Below are 16749 nucleotides of genomic sequence, written 5' to 3'. Positions count from 1 at the left end.
GCCGCCTCTGTGCGGCTTTGTCTTGGTCGACAGAATATGCTGCTTGGACGCATCAATTTGTAAAGCGTGGTGCCGGTCTTTATAGTGTCGCGTTGAGTGTGGCGCGACGACTTTCGCACAATAAATTAACGAGATCCAATGAACGATATAACACCCCTAATGACTCATTTCTGTCGTTGTATGCTGGTGCTTGGCAGCCTGTGGTTTCATCCCAGTCAGGCCGCAGATATCCATATTCCAAAAGCCAGCGGCAGCATTGTGATCGATGCCGATTTATCTGAACCGGCCTGGCAACAAGCGACTGCCGTCGAGATTGTTTATGATACCTGGCCGGCTGAAAATACCCCGGCGCCAGTGAAAACCACCGCTTATGTGATGGAAGATGGCGAGTTTTTCTATATTTCGTTTATCGCTGAAGATCCGGACCCAACGCAAATCCGTGCGTTTTATCGTGACCGCGACAAAATCTGGGACGACGATAACGTCGGCCTCAAACTCGATACTTACAACGACAGCAAGCTGGCTTATCAGTTTTTTATCAATCCGTTTGGCGTACAGGCCGATGCGATTGAAAATGAAATCACCAAATCGGAAAGTGATGCCTGGGACGGGATTTGGCACAGTGCCGGTAAAGTCACCGCCACCGGTTATCAAGTGGAAGTGGCGATCCCACTGCGGATGCTGAATTTTAACGACCGGCTGGCGAGCCAAAAATGGAAGTTGGAGCTACTGCGGTTTTATCCGCGTGATGTGCGGCATCGGATCTCCAGCAATAAAATTGAACGAGCCAATCCGTGTTGGATTTGTCAAATGTCGGATGCGACCGGTTTTGCCGGTGCTAAACAAAGTAACCATTTTACCCTGGTGCCGTCAGTCGTGATGGGAGCGAGCCAGCAACGTGATGTCGCGGCTAATAGCAAAGGCGACTGGCAAACAGAGAATAATCTGGAACCGAGTCTGGATGTGAAATGGGGCATTACCCCGGATATCAGCTTTAACGCTACCTTAAACCCTGATTTTTCGCAGGTTGAAGCCGACGAAGCGCAGGTTTCGGTCAATGATACCTTTGCGTTGTTTTTTGACGAAAAGCGGACATTTTTCCTTGATAACGCCGACTACTTTTCGTCGCCATTAGATTTAGTTTATACCCGTAATGTGTCGTCGCCGGATGCCGGGGTGAAGCTGACCGGGCGTCATGAACAGCAGTCGTTTGCATTTTTTGCCGCCAACGATAAAACCACCACCTTTATTGTGCCGGGCAACATCAGCTCCGACATCGCCTTTTTGGATCAAAAAAGTGAAAACGCCGTGCTGCGGTATCGCAACGATTTAACGCCGGAATTATCGGTGGGCTGGATCAGCACCTTACGTCAATCTGATGATTATCATAACTTTGTGCATGGCCTGGACGCGAAATATCAGTGGAATGATCAAAACCGGTTGATAGCGCAGGTGTTGCATAGTGACAGTGAATATCCGGCAGCGCTCTCGGCACAGCTGGGTGGCGAAGCGGCGCTGCGGGCATCGGCTGACCGGATCAACGATGGTTCACAATATCTGGACTATCAACATGAAAACCGTGACTGGAGCTGGTACAGCCGTTATCAGGCGATGGGCGAGAATTTCCGTGCCGACATGGGCTATCAGCCACAAACCGATTTTACCAAACAAACGCACGGCGCGACCTATCAATGGTTTTCCGACAGCCCCTGGTGGAACCGGCTGCAACTCTGGAGTGACTGGGATATTACCCACAACACCGACGGCGAGCTGTTAGAAAAAGAAGCTGAGATGGAAGTGCAATTGTGGGGCGCTGCGCAATCTTATGGTTTTGTGGGTTTAACCAAGCGCGATCGCGTTGGCAGCCGTTTGGATGACGGCCGTCTCATCGTTGATGGCAATAGTCAGCTATTCACCGAACATACCTTCAGCGCCGGTGCCGAAATGCAGCCGTACTCCGGAGTATTTCTTGGATTTGAAGGTGAAACGGGGAAGAAACTCGACTTTCGCAACAACCGGCTCGGTGATGGTTTAGAACTGGCGCCTGAGCTGAAATGGAACGTCGACGCGCATATGCAAATTCAGGCGCGGCATATTTACCGGACGTTGGACGCGGATTCGGCGGAAGTATTTACCGCCAACCTGACGGACTTGCGGCTGAGCTATCAATTTTCGGTGCGCAGTTTTTTACGGCTGGCGCTGATTTATTCCGATATCGAGCAAAACCCGTTGAATAACACCGGCGAGGTCACCGAACGTTCGAAAACCCTGGGCTCGCAGCTGCTGTATTCCTATAAGCTCAACCCACAGACCTTATTCTTTGCTGGCTACAGCGACAATGCATTTAGCGACGACGAAGTTCAGGATCTCACCCGCGCTGAGCGGTCGGTGTTTATGAAGTTTAGTTACGCCTGGATGCTGTAAAAACGAAAAGGGGGCGGAGCTAATTGTTTGCAATTAGCTCCGCCCCCTTTTTCACCAATGATTTTGGATATTGAAGGGGAGTATTAACCGCGGGCTTTGGCCGCTTTTTTCAGGGCTTTTTTCTTAGCCACTGTCTTTGGCTTTTTGGTTTTGCCTGGCGCCTTGGCTTCTTTGTGTTTTGGCCGTAATTCTTCAATCACCCGGCGTTTGAGCGCTTGTTCGGTGTAACGTTCGACTTTGCCAACGATGCCGATGTCATGCGCTTCAACCAGTGAAATTGCGATGCCTTTTTTACCGGCACGACCAGTGCGGCCGATGCGGTGAATATAAATATCGGCGGTGCGTGGCATGTCGAAGTTAATCACATGGCTGATATCGTCGATATCCAGACCGCGGGCGGCAATGTCGGTGGCTAATAAAATCCGCACCTGACCGGCGCTAAAACGCGATACCGCAGTCATTCGTTTGTCTTGTGGCATTTCGCCTTGTAACCAGCAGGTTTTAATGCCAGCAGCTTCTAATTGCCCGGTTAACGTGGCCAAACGTTCGCGTGTTTTGATAAACACGATGACTTTGGTCATTTCCGGCTGTTTTAACAGGTGCAGCAACAACGCTAGTTTGTGTTCGCCATCGTCGGCTAAATGGATCCACTGGGTGATTTTACCCATTTCACGGCGCGGTGGTGCGGCTTCAAGTAACAGTGGCTCTTTTAGCGCACGGGTGGCAAAACGACTGATCGCAACACCTTCCAGCGTGGCGGAAATCAGCATGGTTTGGCGACGGCGTTTGGCTTCAACGATAATGCGGTCCATCTCGCCGACAAACCCCATGTCCAGCATGCGGTCGGCTTCATCTAAGATCAGCACTTCAACTTCGTCGGCCTGAAAACTTTCTTCATTCAGATATTCAATCAACCGGCCCGGTGTTGCCACCAGCAAGTCGTTGTTTTTCTCTAAGGTTTCTTTGTGGCTGCCGTAGTTAATACCGCCGGTGATCACACCAACATTCAGGCCGGTAAATTGGGTCAGCACTTTGATTTGTTCAAAAATCTGAAACGCCAGTTCGCGGGTTGGCGTCATGATCAACACCCGGGCAAACCCTGGATCACGGCGCGGGAAATCAATCAGGTATTGAATGGCTGGTAATAAAAATGCCAAAGTTTTACCAGTACCGGTCGGGGCGCTCGCCAGAATATCCCGACCTTCCATCGCCGGTGGGATCGCCAGTTGCTGAATGCTGGTTGGTTTGACAAAACCTGCAAAACTCAGCGCTTTGTTGACGTCGTCGTCAAACTGAAAATCGTTGAAGGAGGTTATTTCGGCTTGGCTGATTTCTTCAGTCACAGTCACAGTACCTTATCTCTTAAATAAACAAATTAACTTTAGTCGTGCCAGAACAGCTTTGCACCTTACAGGCTGACAAGCGCGCTGTAGATGCCTTACACTGCAGGCAATTGGCAGCAGCCCAATAAGCTACTGCGTGGTGATTTTTTCGGTCCCGGGCTGGTGATGAGCACAGGTTTTCGTTGTAAACAATTTTATGTTGATCACCGCGATTGTGCGATGAAAGTCAGCACCGATGCCTTGCTGTTAGGTGCCTGGACGCAGTTGCCTGCGGCCGGGGCTATCCTGGATATCGGTACTGGCAGCGGTATTCTGACGTTGATGCTGGCGCAGCGTTGCCAGCAGCAGGCTGCGATGATCCTCGACGCGATTGAACTGGACTCTTCAGCTGCTGCTGTTGCCGCAGAAAATTTCCGGCAAAGCCCTTGGAGCGCCAGGATCCGTCTGATCAAAGGCGACATTCTAACCTATCCGGCCAGTGCTGACCATCCGTCTGACCGGCGCTACCATCTCGTCATCAGTAATCCGCCATTTTTTGTCGATAGTCTCAAAGCCGCCGATCCAAAACGCAACCAGGCGCGGCACACCGATACCTTGTCTTTTGCCGATTTACTCAATGTTGCAGCTGATTTGCTAACGCCTGACGGTGTATTCAGTTTGGTGTTGCCAACCGCAGGCGCCGCGCAAATGATCATGCTGGCACAACAATCGGGCTGGGTGTTGTTGCGGCAATGTTGGGTGCAAAGTAAGGCAGGCAAACCGCCACTGCGCTGTTTATTTAGTTTAAGTCGTCGGTCGCCTTCGTCAGTGGATGAAAGGGTCAGCGAGCAGTTGCTGATCCATGCCTTTGACGGTAGTTATAGTGATGAGTACCGGGCGTTACTGCGTGATTTTTATCTGAAGTTTTAGCCGCAGCTGTGCAGGGCAATGTTTAACCGCACCTTTTAACCAAATACAGGGAATAGCACAATTCATGTCAAGTATGCCGTTAAGTCCAGAGCAATGGGTGCAGCTGAATTTACAGCAGCAAGGTCTCCATCAGCAAAGACGAGGCAAAGCCGCCACGCTCGCCACCATCGAGCAGCTTGGTTATGTGCAGATTGATTCGATTAATGTGGTCGAGCGGGCGCACCATCATGTGCTACAAAGCCGCATCGCCAATTATCAGCCGCAGTGGCTTGATGAGTTAATGGCCGAGCGCAAAATCTTTGAGTACTGGTCACATGCCGCGGCTTATCTGCCGATGCAGGATTTTCGCTTTAGTCTGTTTCGCAAACAACAATTGCAGCAAGGGAAAAAACACTGGTTTGCGCCTGATCATCAGATGATGCAGCTGGTGCGCCAACGGATCACGGCGGAAGGCCCGCTTAAAGCCAGTGATTTTACCGCGACCGCACAGAAAAACGGCCCCTGGTGGGACTGGCAACCGGCCAAACAAGCGCTGGAGCAGCTGTTTATGCAAGGCGAATTGATGGTACTTCGCCGCGAAAAGTTTCAAAAAGTGTTTGATTTAACCGAGCGGGTGTTGCCAGCCGGGCTGGATCTGCGGGTGCCTTCCTGCGAAGAATTTGTCGCCTATCTGATTGACCGTTACCTGCAAAGCCATGGTTGTGGCAGTAGTACACAAATCAGTTATTTACGCGCTGGATTAAAGCCAGAAGTGCAGCAGCAATTGCTGGAACGGCAAGCGGGTGGTGAACTGGGCAGTTTTATGCTGCAGGGCCAGCGGTATTTTTATCCGCAAAATTTGCCGGAACTAGCGCCGGTATCGCGCAAAGTGAGTTTGTTGAACCCCTTTGATAATTTAGTGATCCAGCGTCAACGTTTACAGCACTGGTTCGATTTTGATTATCAGATTGAAGTTTATGTACCAGCGGAAAAACGCAAAATTGGTTATTACAGTTTACCGATTTTGTATCGGCAACAATTGATAGGGCAGATGGACGTAAAAGCGGTGCGGGCCGAAAAAGTGTTATTGGTACAGCATTTGGTATTTAACGAAGGACTGATGTTAAACAAAACAACAGGGCTGAGCGATGGTTTACGTCAGGCACTCAGGCAGGCGTTGGCTGACTATGCGGCATTTAACGGTTGTGAGCAGTGGCAATTGGTTCGGGCTACGCCTGCTGTGGTGAATTGGCTGCAATCTTAATCAATAAAAAAGGCGCCGCAGCGCCTTTTTTTAACAAGCTAATTCTGACTTAGCTGGCGCTACGCGCTTTGATCGCTTCCAGAATTGGTGAAGCAGCAAAACCATTGCTGGCTGCCCACTCAGAGTCACCCATTTTGGCGACGAAGCTGCCTGGTAACTGTTTGATGATAAATTCAGCGGCATCAGCAGCGTTGTTTTTGATGGCAAACCGGATCATCGGCAGGCCGTCACAGCTCACACCGTCATAAACGTTTTTGATGCGGATACGGCTATCAGATAATGTTTTACGCAGGCTGTTTTTGTCGTTTGCAGCAATGTAAGCACAAATTGATTCAGCCACCTGATCATTGGCGCTGGCAGAAGTTGCGAAAAGTGGGGTTGCAAACACAGCAATCAGAGGTAAAAATTTCAATTTCATAGCCAGCTCCGGATCCTAAAGTTGTTTGTTACTTGAACAAAAATTTGGTCAGAAAAGGCAAGTCGAAGCAGAACACGCAGGCATATCAATAAGGATATGTTTTACATCGCTTTGAACGATGGTAGCTCGGCCGTCGTGGGTAAATGATTGATTTACCTGTAGACCCGAAGCTTTGCGTGTTCAGCTTTTCAGCTGACTTGCCCTTCAATGGTAGGCATTCTATGCAATGCTAATTTAGAGTGCAAGTGTTTTTTAACATTTGTGGTCTTTTTCTGCACAGCATGGTTTTAGTCGATAAAACCCCGCTGTTCGTCGTGCGATTAAATGTTTATTGCAGCTCGGTTATTTCTTCGACAATTTGATTTAGCCACAACGACAACCGCTGGTCAGTCTGGTCATACTGGTTTTCTTCATCCAGTGCCAAACCATAAAACCATTCCCCATCGTCAGTGACCGCTTTGGATTTGATAAATTCGTAGCCTTCAGTCGACCAGAAACCGATGCGCTGACAGGGTTGGTCACTGATAGCTTGGTGTAGCATGCCAATGGCATCGACAAACCATTCGGCATACCCCAACTGATCGCCCATACCGTAAATCGCCACTATTTTTCCAGACAGATCAACAGCAGCAATGTCATCCCAATGCGCTTCCCAATCTTCCTGCAGTTCGCCAAAATCCCAGGTCGAAATCCCCAGGATCAGCACGTCATATTCGACCATCGTCGCCAGAGGCTGCTGTTTCAGATTATGGAGTGTTACACTGCTGCCAGCCGGTAACGCCGGGTCCACCGCTAACAGGGCCTGAATTTTTTCGGCGGTCATTTCGGTATAACAAGTGGTTGAGCCATAAAACACGGCGATTTTTAACGACATAACAAACTCAGCAGCAGGCTTGATCGGATGGGCGGCAGTTTAGCAGAAGCATGCTGTGGCAGAAAGCGCCGTCCGGTTTGATCATGGCCGATTATCCGGGCGCTTTGGGTTGCAACGCACACTGGTGCAAGGGAACGAACAATGACACGTCTGACCGCAAAAGGCCGACCGAAGCAGGGCGCCGTGGTGCCACAGCTACCAGCAGCTGAAGCCGCGTTGATCCAGCAATATCTGGATCAACTGTGGCTGGAAAAAGGCGTCAGTGAACATACGTTGGCGGCTTATGGTACCGATTTACGGAAGTTTGCCTTTTTTCTGCAGCGTCATGAACGGCTGTTGTGCCAGGCCAGCGCTGATGTCCTGAATCAATACCTGGCGCACCGCCATGACGCCGGTATGCAGCCGCGTAGCACCGCCAGAACGCTCAGTAGTCTGCGTAATTTTTATCAGTGGCTGCACCAAAGCCACCAGATCAGCGACAATCCAATTGCTTCGTTACTCAATCCAAAAATCGGTTTGTCGTTACCCAAATCTTTATCGGAAGCAGACGTTGATGCCTTGTTATCAGCTCCGGATGTCAATGATTTAATTCAGTTTCGCGATAAAGTGATGCTGGAATTGTTATACGCTGCCGGTTTGCGGGTGAGCGAATTAGTGACGCTGACCATGCAACAGCTTAATCTACGGCAGGGTGTGATTCGGGTGACCGGAAAAGGCAGCAAAGAGCGGCTGGTGCCAATTGGTGAAGTCGCGGTAGAATGGCTACAACGTTATCTGGCGCAAGGTCGTGGTTTGTTGTTAAGCACCCAAAGTGATGTGCTGTTTCCAAGCCAACGTGGTACTCAGATGACCCGGCAAACCTTTTGGCACCGGATTAAATTTTATGCGCAGGTGGCGGCAATCTCGACGCCGTTGTCACCCCATACCTTAAGACACGCTTTTGCCACCCATTTATTGAATCATGGGGCCGATTTGCGGGTCGTACAGATGTTGCTCGGGCACAGTGATTTGTCGACAACGCAAATTTACACCCATATAGCGCAATTGCGCTTGCAACAGATCCATCAACAACATCATCCTCGTGGCTGATGGTTTTATATATACAGGAATTAAATGATGAAAAAAGTCGTAGCAGGTTTGATGCTGGCATTCGCAGCAGGTTCATTGGCTGCCGCAACCGTATCCGACGATCACGCTAAACTGAAAGCCGAATTGGCGCAGGTTGGCTTAAAAGTGAATTCAGTAGCCGATTCCGTCATTCCGGGTGTGCAGCAAGTATTAACCGACAAAGGTTTGTTTTTCGCGGCCAATCAGGGACAGTTTCTGATTGAAGGCAACATTTACGATTTAACCAACAAGCAACTGGTCAACGATAAAATCCTGCAGGAAGTTCGCAAGTCAGGGATTAAGGCGATGCAAAGTTCGGTGATCGAATACAAAGCCAAAGATGAAAAGCACGTTATTACGGTATTCACGGATACCAGCTGCGGTTATTGCCGCAAGTTACACACTGAAATTCAAACCTATTTAGATCAAGGCATTACCGTGCGTTATCTGGCGTTCCCGCGCGGTGGTGTTTCCAGTGAGACTTACACTGAATTGCAATCCATCTGGTGTGCGAAAAACCCGCAACAGGCGATGAATACAGCCAAAGCCGGTGACAAAGTGACCATTGCCCAATGTAAAAACACTGTGGCCGATCAATATAATCTTGGTCAGAGTTTTGGCATCAGCGGCACCCCGGCCATCGTACTGGCCGACGGGACCTTAATTCCGGGATATCAGCCTGCTGCGGCGTTGGTTGCGACTTTAAATGCTCGTTAATGGCGCAGCGACATGACCTTTCGGCTAAAACAACTCCAGCAAAGGACGGTGCAAAGTAGCGCCGCTTTTGCGTTACCGGTGCATCCGGTGTTGCAACGTGTTTATGCCCATCGTGGGATTGGCTTGCCGGAAGAGTTGCAACGCTCCGCCGCTAACTTACTGCCATTTACGGCGCTCAAAGGCATCAATGATGCGGTGGCGTTGTTAACCCAGGCGCTTGATCAACAACAACAAATTGTGATTGTCGGCGACTTTGATGCCGATGGCGCCACCAGTACCGCCGTGTTATTAGCCGGGCTGAAAGCCTTTGGCTTTAAACATCTGGAATATCTGGTCCCCAACCGTTTTGCCTTTGGTTATGGCCTGTCGCCCCAAATGGCCGAACTGGCCGTGGCGCAAGGTGCGGAGCTCATCATCACCGTCGACAACGGTATTTCGGCGATTGAAGGTGTGGCGCTGGCCAAAAAAGCCGGCGTGAAAGTACTGGTCACTGACCACCATCTGGCCGGCAACGAACTACCGGCGGCTGACGCCATCGTCAATCCAAATCAGCCAGGCTGTGAATTCCCAAGTAAAGCCTTGGCCGGTGTTGGTGTAGCGTTTTATCTGTTGCTGGCGCTACGCTCTGCTCTGCGCGAACGCGGAGATTTTGCAACTATAGCCGAGCCAAACCTGGCCGAACTATTGGATTTAGTTGCACTTGGCACTGTGGCCGACGTCGTCCCGCTGGACAGCAACAATCGTATTTTGGTGCATCAGGGCTTGCAGCGTATTCGCGCTGGCAAAGTACGGCCAGGTATTCAGGCCCTGATCGACGTTGCCAATCGCAAAGCGGAAAAACTGACCGCCAGCGATTTTGGTTTTTCACTGGCGCCGAGGCTCAATGCGGCCGGCAGGCTGGATGATATGTCGATTGGCATTTCTTGTTTGCTGGCGCCGGATATCAATGTTGCCCGCCGCTTAGCGGCTGAGCTGGATAGCTTAAACGTCGAACGGCGCGAAATTGAACAAGGGATGCAAGCCGAAGCTTTAGCTTTTTTGCAAAAATTATCTTTTACCCAAGATCAGCTACCCGATTGTTTGTGTCTATACCAGGCCGACTGGCATCAGGGGGTGATTGGTATTCTGGCAGGGCGCGTCAAAGAGTTGTATCACCGACCGGTGATTGCTTTCGCCCAGGGTGATGAAGGTGAATTAAAAGGTTCGGCGCGATCCATTCACGGCGTGCATATCCGTGATTTACTGGAAGAAATTTCCAGTCAGTATCCAGGACTGATTAAAAAATTTGGTGGCCATGCGATGGCGGCGGGTTTGACCATTGCCGAAGATCGGCTGGAAACTTTCCAGTTGGCGCTGAATTTTATCGCTAAAAAATATCTGACCCCTGAGCTGCTGACTGCGGTAATTTACACCGATGGCGAGCTGGCGAGCAGTGATCTGACGGTAGCAATGGCCGGCATCCTGCAACAAGCCGGGCCTTGGGGGCAATCGTTCCCGGAGCCGGTATTTGAAGGTCGTTTTAAGTTAGTGCAACAACGGATGCTGGCGGATAAACATCTGAAAATGATGTTACAGGCCAGCGATGGCACATTGGTGGATGCGATTTGGTTTAATGCCGACAATAAAACCTGGCCCAATGCCAATGTGCAGCAAGTGCAGCTGGCGTATCAGCTCGATATCAATGATTTTCGTGATCAGCAAAACCTGCAATTGTTGGTCCGGCAGATGACGGCCCTCTAGTTGGCCCGGTGACAAAGCAGCAGCGTCTGGTCGTTGCCGCTTTGTTCCTGGCATGAGGTTGGGCTTGCTGTGTATCTGGCCTCCTGCTACACCTAATAACCCAATCCGCAAAACCGCAGAGTTAACGTTTCTCATGACGCAACCGTCATCGGCATCTTCTGGCAACACCACTGCTGCGCCTCGCCAAGGTCGGCAATTACTGGCGCTACAAACGAAAATTCTTGCATCCCCGTTGTTGTTCGCCAGTGATACCCAACAAGCCTGGCGTTTTTTGACCGAACAAATCAGCCATGCGCTGTATGCTGACCGGGTCAGCGTGTGGTTGTTTAGTGCGGTCGATGTGCTGCAGTGCATTGATTTATTTGAATATAAAAACAAATCACATCTGAATGGCGTTTGTTTGCAGCGCAGTCATTATCCAAAGTATTTTCAAGCGCTGTCCGAGGATGTTCTGATCGCCGCTTTTGATGCCGCTACGCATCCCGCCACAGCGGAGTTTAACGATGGTTATCTGCAATCGGCCGGTATTTGTTCGATGCTGGATGCGGTGATCCAATCGGAACAAGGGTTGTGCGGGGTTATTTGTATCGAGCAGGTCAGTACGCCACGGCAGTGGAGCATTGATGAGCAGCATTTTGTTACGGCAATGGCATCGGTGGCCAGTACCGTGCACACCTTTAGCCAGCATCTGGCGTTGCAACGGGATTATCAGCTGTTACTGGAGCGGCAGGAAATGGCCAGCCGTCATGCCCGGATTGGTTTTTGGGAAGCCAATATGGGAAGCGATGAACTTTGGTGGTCGCCAATGGTGTACGAAATTTTTGGCGTCTCTGCAGCCAATTTTTCGCCGAGCAGAACTCTATTTTATCAACAGCTCCATCCGGAAGACCGGGCTCTGGTCAGGCAAAGTGAAGCGCTGGCAGAAGCAGGCGGTGAGCACAATGTGATGCACCGGATTGTGTTGCCCGATGGCAGTATCCGCTGGGTTCATGAAGTGGCGAAATGGACCACTTCGGTAGGTGATTCCGCCGCCAGATTGATCGGTTCAGTGCAGGATGTGACGGCGCAACAACAACTGCGCTGCGAGTTACAGCAGTTTTTCACTTTATCGCGTGATGTACTGTGTATCGCCAACGATCAAAATTATTTCGAACGGGTGAATGCGGCGTTTTGCCGGATCACCGGCTACAGCGAAGCCGAGTTACTAAGCCGGCCTTTTACCCAATTTATTCATCCGGCCGATTTAGAACCAACTGAAGATGTGGTCACTGAAATGCAGCAAGGTCAGGCCGCTTCAGGATTTATCAATCGTTACCGGCACAAAGACGGCCATTATCTGACGTTGCAATGGTCGTCGATCCGCGATCCGGCCACTAGCAAAGTGTATGCCTCAGCGCAGGATATTACCGAACGACAGCAGCTGGAGCAGTTAAAACGGGAATTTGTGTCGACCGTCAGCCATGAACTACGTACCCCGTTAACCTCAATCAGTGGTGCGCTGGGATTGGTGTCGTCCGGTGTGTTAGGCGAATTACCGACGCAGGTGCAGCACATGCTGCAGCTGGCGAATAACAATTGTCAGCGGCTTACCAGTCTTATCAACGACTTACTCGATATCGAAAAGTTGTCGGCGGGCATGATGCAGTTTGAATTGCAGTCGGAGCCGCTGTTGGCGCTGGTCGAACAATGCGTCGCCGACAATCTCCATTATGGGCACCAGCGCGCGGTCACCTTGCAACTGTCGGCGGACGCCGGCGCTGAGTTGTGGCACGTTCAAATTGATAAATTACGTTTTGCCCAGATCATGGCGAATTTAATTTCTAATGCGGTGAAGTTTTCCCCGCCACAAAGTACGGTACAAATTCTGTTGCAGCGCCAACAGCAACGGCTGAAAATTATGGTGCAGGATCAAGGTCCGGGAATTCCTGATGAGTTTAAACCGCTTATTTTTCAGAGGTTTTCGCAGGCCGACAGCAGTGACGCCAGGCAAAAAGGCGGCACCGGGCTGGGGCTGGCATTGTCAAAACAACTGACCGAATCGATGCAGGGCAGCATTGGTTTTGATTCGGTGCCAGGGCAAGGCGCTTGTTTTTATGTGCAATTTCCGTTGTTGTCTTAACGAGCTACCGCAACGCGATAAATTTCATCGGCGATCCGGACGTCTACCGGCAGGAAAAGGCTGCACCTGCTGCTGAAATTTTGCTACAATTGCCGCCTTATTTTTAAGGCGCCATTAAAAATCATGTTTGAAGTCAATCCAGTTTATAACAGTATCAAAGACTTAGCTGAACGCACTAATGTGCTTCGGGGGTATCTTTGACTACGATGCCAAGAAAGAAAAGTTAGAAGAAGTTTCCCGCGAGCTCGAAGACTCCAATGTCTGGAACAATCCGGAAAAAGCCCAGGCCTTAGGCAAGGAGCGTTCGGCGCTGGAGCAAATCGTTAATACCATCGATAAACTGGATCAAGGCCTCGAAGATGTGGCCGGTTTGGTTGAACTCGCCGTTGAAGCCGAAGACGAAGATACCTTTGTTGAAGCGCAAACCGAACTCGCTGATTTAGAAGCACAACTGGCTAAACTGGAATTCCGCCGGATGTTTTCCGGCCAAAGCGATCCAAGCGATTGTTACCTGGATATTCAGTCCGGCTCCGGCGGTACTGAAGCGCAGGACTGGGCCAGCATGCTGATGCGGATGTACCTGCGTTGGGGTGATGCCAAAGGCTTTAAACCTGAACTATACGAAGTCACTGACGGCGACGTCGCCGGTATCAAAGGTTGTACCATCAAATTTACCGGTGAATATGCTTACGGCTGGTTACGCACTGAAACCGGCGTCCACCGCTTAGTGCGCAAAAGCCCGTTTGACTCGGGTAACCGCCGCCACACATCTTTCGCGTCAGTGTTTGTCTCCCCTGAAGTGGACGACGATATCGAAATTGATATCAATCCTGCCGATTTACGGATTGATACCTATCGCGCATCAGGCGCCGGTGGTCAGCACGTGAACAGAACCGACTCTGCGGTACGGATCACTCACTTACCGACCAATATTGTGGTGCAGTGTCAGAACGACCGCTCGCAGCATAAAAACCGCGACAATGCTTATAAGCAACTGCGCGCCAAGCTGTATGAGTTTGAATTACAAAAACAAAACGCCGAAAAACAAGCGCTGGAAGATACCAAGTCGGATATCGGCTGGGGCAGTCAAATCCGCTCTTATGTGCTGGATGACTCGCGGATCAAAGATTTGCGCACCGGCGTGGAAACCCGCAATACCCAGTCGGTATTGGACGGTGACCTCGACAAATTTATTGAAGCCAGCTTAAAAGCCGGTTTGTAATTTTCGCTTAAAATCAGGAACTTATTATGTCAGAACAGAATACTCCTCTTGAAGAACACCAGGACGTCAATAAACTGATTGCTGAGCGTAAACATAAGCTGGCTGGGTTGCGTGAACTTGGCAATGCCTTTCCAAATGACTTTCGCCGTGATGCCATTTCGGATCAGATCCATGCAGAGTATGAGCATCTGACCAAAGAAGAACTGGAAGAGAAAAAAGTCCGGGTGACTGTGGCTGGCCGGATGATGCTGCGTCGCATTATGGGTAAAGCCAGTTTCACCACCATTCAGGATGTTGGCGGCAAATTGCAGTTGTACGTGGCGCGCGATAGCCTGCCGGAAAACGTCTACAACGAAGGTTTTAAAAAGTGGGACTTAGGCGATATCGTTGGTGGTAGCGGTACCCTGTTTAAAACCCAGACTGGTGAGTTAACAGTATGGTTAGACGAAATCCGTTTACTGACCAAAGCCTTACGGCCACTGCCGGACAAGTTCCACGGTTTAACCGATCAGGAAGCTTGTTATCGTCAGCGTTATTTAGATTTAATCGTCAACGACGAGTCGCGCAAAACCTTTTTAATCCGTTCCAAAACCGTGGCTTATATTCGCCAGTTTTTTAACAGCAAAGGCTTTTTAGAAGTCGAAACCCCAATGCTGCAAAGTATTCCGGGTGGCGCTTCGGCCCGTCCGTTTGAAACGCACCACAATGCGCTGGATATGCAAATGTTCCTGCGTATTGCGCCAGAGCTGTACTTAAAGCGGCTGGTGGTTGGTGGGTTTGAAAAAGTGTTTGAGCTGAACCGTAACTTCCGTAATGAAGGTGTTTCAACCCGTCACAACCCAGAATTTACCATGCTGGAATTCTATTGGGCTTATGCCGATTACAACGACCTGATGGACTTAACTGAAGAGTTATTCCGCGGTCTGGCGTTGTCGGTGTTGGGTACAACCGAAGTGCCGTATCAGGGTCATACCTTTGATTTTGGCCAGCCGTTTGCGCGGATGTCAGTGACGGAATCAATTCTGCACTACAACCCGGAAGTGAAGATTGAGCAATTAACCACGCGCGAAGCAGTGGCGGCATTTGCTAAATCGCTTGGCATTGAAGTCAAAGCCAACTATGGCCACGGCCGTATTCTGATGGAAGTGTTTGACGAATTGGTCGAAACCAAGCTGTTACAACCCACTTTTATCACTGAATACCCGGCTGAGATTTCGCCATTGGCCCGTCGTAACGACCACAATCCGGAAATCACTGACCGCTTTGAATTTTTCATCGGCGGCCGTGAATTAGGCAATGGTTTTAGCGAGTTAAATGACGCTGAAGATCAAGCTGCACGCTTCCATGAGCAAGTAGCCCAAAAAGCCGCTGGTGATGATGAAGCGATGTTCTATGACGAAGATTACGTCACTGCACTGGAACACGGTTTACCACCAACCGCAGGCCAGGGTATTGGGATTGATCGCCTGGTGATGTTACTGGCTAACGCGCCAAGCATCCGCGACGTGATTTTGTTCCCGCATATGCGTCATACCGATAAACAGGGTAGCTAATTGTTGTTGATGTGGTTAGTGGCGTTATTCGGCGTATTACCGCTGACGCGGTGAGTAGCGTCATTCGGCGTACCTGACGCGGTGAGTAGCGCCCTACGGAACCTCTTAATTTTAAGGGGAAAAGTAGGGCGGACTCACCGGAGGTAGTCCGCCATCAAGCCGAGTAGCGTCAACTCATCGTCCGGCGTACCTGTCGCGATGAGTGATGCCCTACGGTCGATCTTGGTTTTGTTTCTAATTCAGATATTTAGCTGACATCAATCCCGTTTATTTTCCCGCTTCACTGGCTAATACCGGTTTTCCCCTGCTATACCTTTAGTCTGCTGTTCTGTTGTCACTTCCTTCCGGAGAAAATTGATGCTGCGACATCCCGCCACTGTCCTTTTTGCATTTTGTTCTCTGATTTCAGTACATTGCCAGGCTGATGTCAGCTCAACCGTCACTTACACTTCGAATTATTTGTTTAACGGTATTACTTTAACCGACCACGACCCGGCGCTGCAGCCCAGTCTGGATTGGAGTAGTGGCGATGGCTGGTATGCCGGGCTTTGGGCGTCGAATATTAAGTTTTCACCCGGTACCGATCTCGAATTTGACGCCACTGTTGGTTACTGGCACCAGCTTAATGACGACTGGCTGATTGATGTCGGTGTGGCGCAATACACCTACCATGGCGACAGCAACGCCAATAGTGAGGCGTTTAATTTCCCCGAAGCGTACGTCAAGTTGACTTATCACAATACTAAACTTGGTTATTGGTACGCGTCCGACTATTTTGGTGCTGGCGGTGGTCATTATATCGTGGCGTTATTTCATACCATTCCGCTACATGAAAACGGCAGTTTATTGCTGACTGCCGATCGCTCAACCTCGACCCAAACGGACAAATTCCTGCGTGATACCGACGGCACTTACCATCATTGGCGGATTGCTTATCTGGTCAGTGGCTTGGGTTTTAACTGGACTTTGGCCTTTGATGATACCGATTATTCGTTGCCATTTTATGGTGATGCCAAAATATCGTTATCAGTGGCGCGGACTTTTCAGTTCTGAATATTCATAAAAATTAATGACGTATAG

13 protein-coding genes and 1 riboswitch are annotated in these 16749 nt (G+C 50.1%); of the genes, 10 read left to right on the top strand and 3 right to left on the bottom strand.

Annotated elements, in window-relative coordinates; genetic code table 11:
* Window positions 1-138 precede the first annotated feature (138 nt).
* Window positions 139-2424 (top strand): carbohydrate binding family 9 domain-containing protein, encoded by a 2286-nt coding sequence (locus EOE67_RS00395; protein WP_127697091.1) that lies wholly within the window; start codon window positions 139-141, stop codon window positions 2422-2424.
* A gap of 83 nt (window positions 2425-2507) precedes the next feature.
* Here EOE67_RS00395 and srmB read toward each other — a convergent pair whose 3' ends face one another.
* Window positions 2508-3767, bottom strand: coding sequence for an ATP-dependent RNA helicase SrmB (gene srmB, locus EOE67_RS00390; protein ID WP_231916751.1), 1260 nt, complete (start codon window positions 3765-3767; stop codon window positions 2508-2510).
* A gap of 165 nt (window positions 3768-3932) precedes the next feature.
* Between srmB and EOE67_RS00385 the strand changes: the two genes are divergently transcribed.
* Together EOE67_RS00385 and EOE67_RS00380 are read left to right on the top strand one after the other, a co-directional pair.
* Window positions 3933-4676 carry a tRNA1(Val) (adenine(37)-N6)-methyltransferase gene (locus tag EOE67_RS00385; protein ID WP_127697090.1) on the top strand — a complete coding sequence of 248 codons (744 nt, stop codon included), beginning with the start codon at window positions 3933-3935 and terminating at the stop codon, window positions 4674-4676.
* A gap of 64 nt (window positions 4677-4740) precedes the next feature.
* Complete coding sequence (locus EOE67_RS00380) at window positions 4741-5919, top strand: winged helix-turn-helix domain-containing protein (protein WP_127697089.1); 1179 nt, start codon at window positions 4741-4743, stop codon at window positions 5917-5919.
* 49 nt (window positions 5920-5968) lie between these two features.
* On the opposite strand, the gene EOE67_RS00375 is transcribed toward EOE67_RS00380, so the two are convergent.
* Both EOE67_RS00375 and fldB read right to left on the bottom strand, forming a co-directional pair.
* On the bottom strand, window positions 5969-6337 hold the full coding sequence (locus tag EOE67_RS00375) for a DUF3718 domain-containing protein (protein WP_127697088.1): 369 nt from the start codon (window positions 6335-6337) through the stop codon (window positions 5969-5971).
* A 117-nt stretch (window positions 6338-6454) separates the two neighbouring features.
* Window positions 6455-6549, bottom strand: a riboswitch (cyclic di-GMP riboswitch).
* Between the two features lie 116 nt (window positions 6550-6665).
* Window positions 6666-7211, bottom strand: coding sequence for a flavodoxin FldB (gene fldB / locus EOE67_RS00370; protein ID WP_127697087.1), 546 nt, complete (start codon window positions 7209-7211; stop codon window positions 6666-6668).
* A gap of 141 nt (window positions 7212-7352) precedes the next feature.
* Between fldB and xerD the strand changes: the two genes are divergently transcribed.
* From xerD to EOE67_RS00335, 7 genes are all read left to right on the top strand, one after another.
* Window positions 7353-8300: a site-specific tyrosine recombinase XerD gene (xerD, locus tag EOE67_RS00365; RefSeq protein ID WP_127697086.1), complete on the top strand. Its 948-nt coding sequence runs from the start codon at window positions 7353-7355 to the stop codon at window positions 8298-8300.
* Window positions 8301-8327: 27 nt separating this feature from the next.
* Window positions 8328-9035: a bifunctional protein-disulfide isomerase/oxidoreductase DsbC gene (gene dsbC, locus EOE67_RS00360; RefSeq protein WP_206099387.1), complete on the top strand. Its 708-nt coding sequence runs from the start codon at window positions 8328-8330 to the stop codon at window positions 9033-9035.
* 12 nt (window positions 9036-9047) lie between these two features.
* Complete coding sequence (gene recJ, locus EOE67_RS00355) at window positions 9048-10775, top strand: single-stranded-DNA-specific exonuclease RecJ (RefSeq protein ID WP_127697084.1); 1728 nt, start codon at window positions 9048-9050, stop codon at window positions 10773-10775.
* Window positions 10776-10908: 133 nt separating this feature from the next.
* Window positions 10909-12894: a sensor histidine kinase gene (locus tag EOE67_RS00350; RefSeq protein WP_164852173.1), complete on the top strand. Its 1986-nt coding sequence runs from the start codon at window positions 10909-10911 to the stop codon at window positions 12892-12894.
* A gap of 123 nt (window positions 12895-13017) precedes the next feature.
* Window positions 13018-14116 (top strand): peptide chain release factor 2 gene (gene prfB / locus EOE67_RS00345; RefSeq protein WP_164852172.1). Its coding sequence is split into 2 segments (ribosomal slippage): window positions 13018-13092 and window positions 13094-14116, totalling 1098 coding nucleotides; the frame shifts between segments, so codons are not numbered across the junction.
* Window positions 14117-14142: 26 nt separating this feature from the next.
* Entirely contained in the window at window positions 14143-15669 is a 1527-nt protein-coding gene (gene lysS / locus EOE67_RS00340; protein ID WP_127697081.1) for a lysine--tRNA ligase, read from the top strand.
* 357 nt (window positions 15670-16026) lie between these two features.
* Window positions 16027-16722, top strand: a complete 696-nt coding sequence (locus EOE67_RS00335; RefSeq protein WP_127697080.1) for a TorF family putative porin — start codon at window positions 16027-16029, stop codon at window positions 16720-16722.
* The last annotated feature ends 27 nt before the right edge of the window (window positions 16723-16749 follow it).

The sequence above is a fragment of the Rheinheimera riviphila genome (assembly GCF_004005945.1).
GTDB classification, from domain to species: Bacteria; Pseudomonadota; Gammaproteobacteria; order Enterobacterales; family Alteromonadaceae; genus Pararheinheimera; species Pararheinheimera riviphila.
This window is presented reverse-complemented; position numbering and strand designations above follow the sequence as displayed.

Coding starts and splice junctions, on each gene's coding strand:
- EOE67_RS00380 (WP_127697089.1), top strand. CDS start 4,741: ATGTCAAGTATGCCGTTAAGTCCAGAGCAATGGGTGCAGCTGAATTTA.
- EOE67_RS00385 (WP_127697090.1), top strand. CDS start 3,933: ATGAGCACAGGTTTTCGTTGTAAACAATTTTATGTTGATCACCGCGAT.
- fldB (WP_127697087.1), bottom strand. CDS start 7,211: ATGTCGTTAAAAATCGCCGTGTTTTATGGCTCAACCACTTGTTATACC.
- EOE67_RS00395 (WP_127697091.1), top strand. CDS start 139: ATGAACGATATAACACCCCTAATGACTCATTTCTGTCGTTGTATGCTG.
- xerD (WP_127697086.1), top strand. CDS start 7,353: ATGACACGTCTGACCGCAAAAGGCCGACCGAAGCAGGGCGCCGTGGTG.
- EOE67_RS00335 (WP_127697080.1), top strand. CDS start 16,027: ATGCTGCGACATCCCGCCACTGTCCTTTTTGCATTTTGTTCTCTGATT.
- EOE67_RS00375 (WP_127697088.1), bottom strand. CDS start 6,337: ATGAAATTGAAATTTTTACCTCTGATTGCTGTGTTTGCAACCCCACTT.
- recJ (WP_127697084.1), top strand. CDS start 9,048: ATGACCTTTCGGCTAAAACAACTCCAGCAAAGGACGGTGCAAAGTAGC.
- lysS (WP_127697081.1), top strand. CDS start 14,143: ATGTCAGAACAGAATACTCCTCTTGAAGAACACCAGGACGTCAATAAA.
- dsbC (WP_206099387.1), top strand. CDS start 8,328: ATGAAAAAAGTCGTAGCAGGTTTGATGCTGGCATTCGCAGCAGGTTCA.
- EOE67_RS00350 (WP_164852173.1), top strand. CDS start 10,909: ATGACGCAACCGTCATCGGCATCTTCTGGCAACACCACTGCTGCGCCT.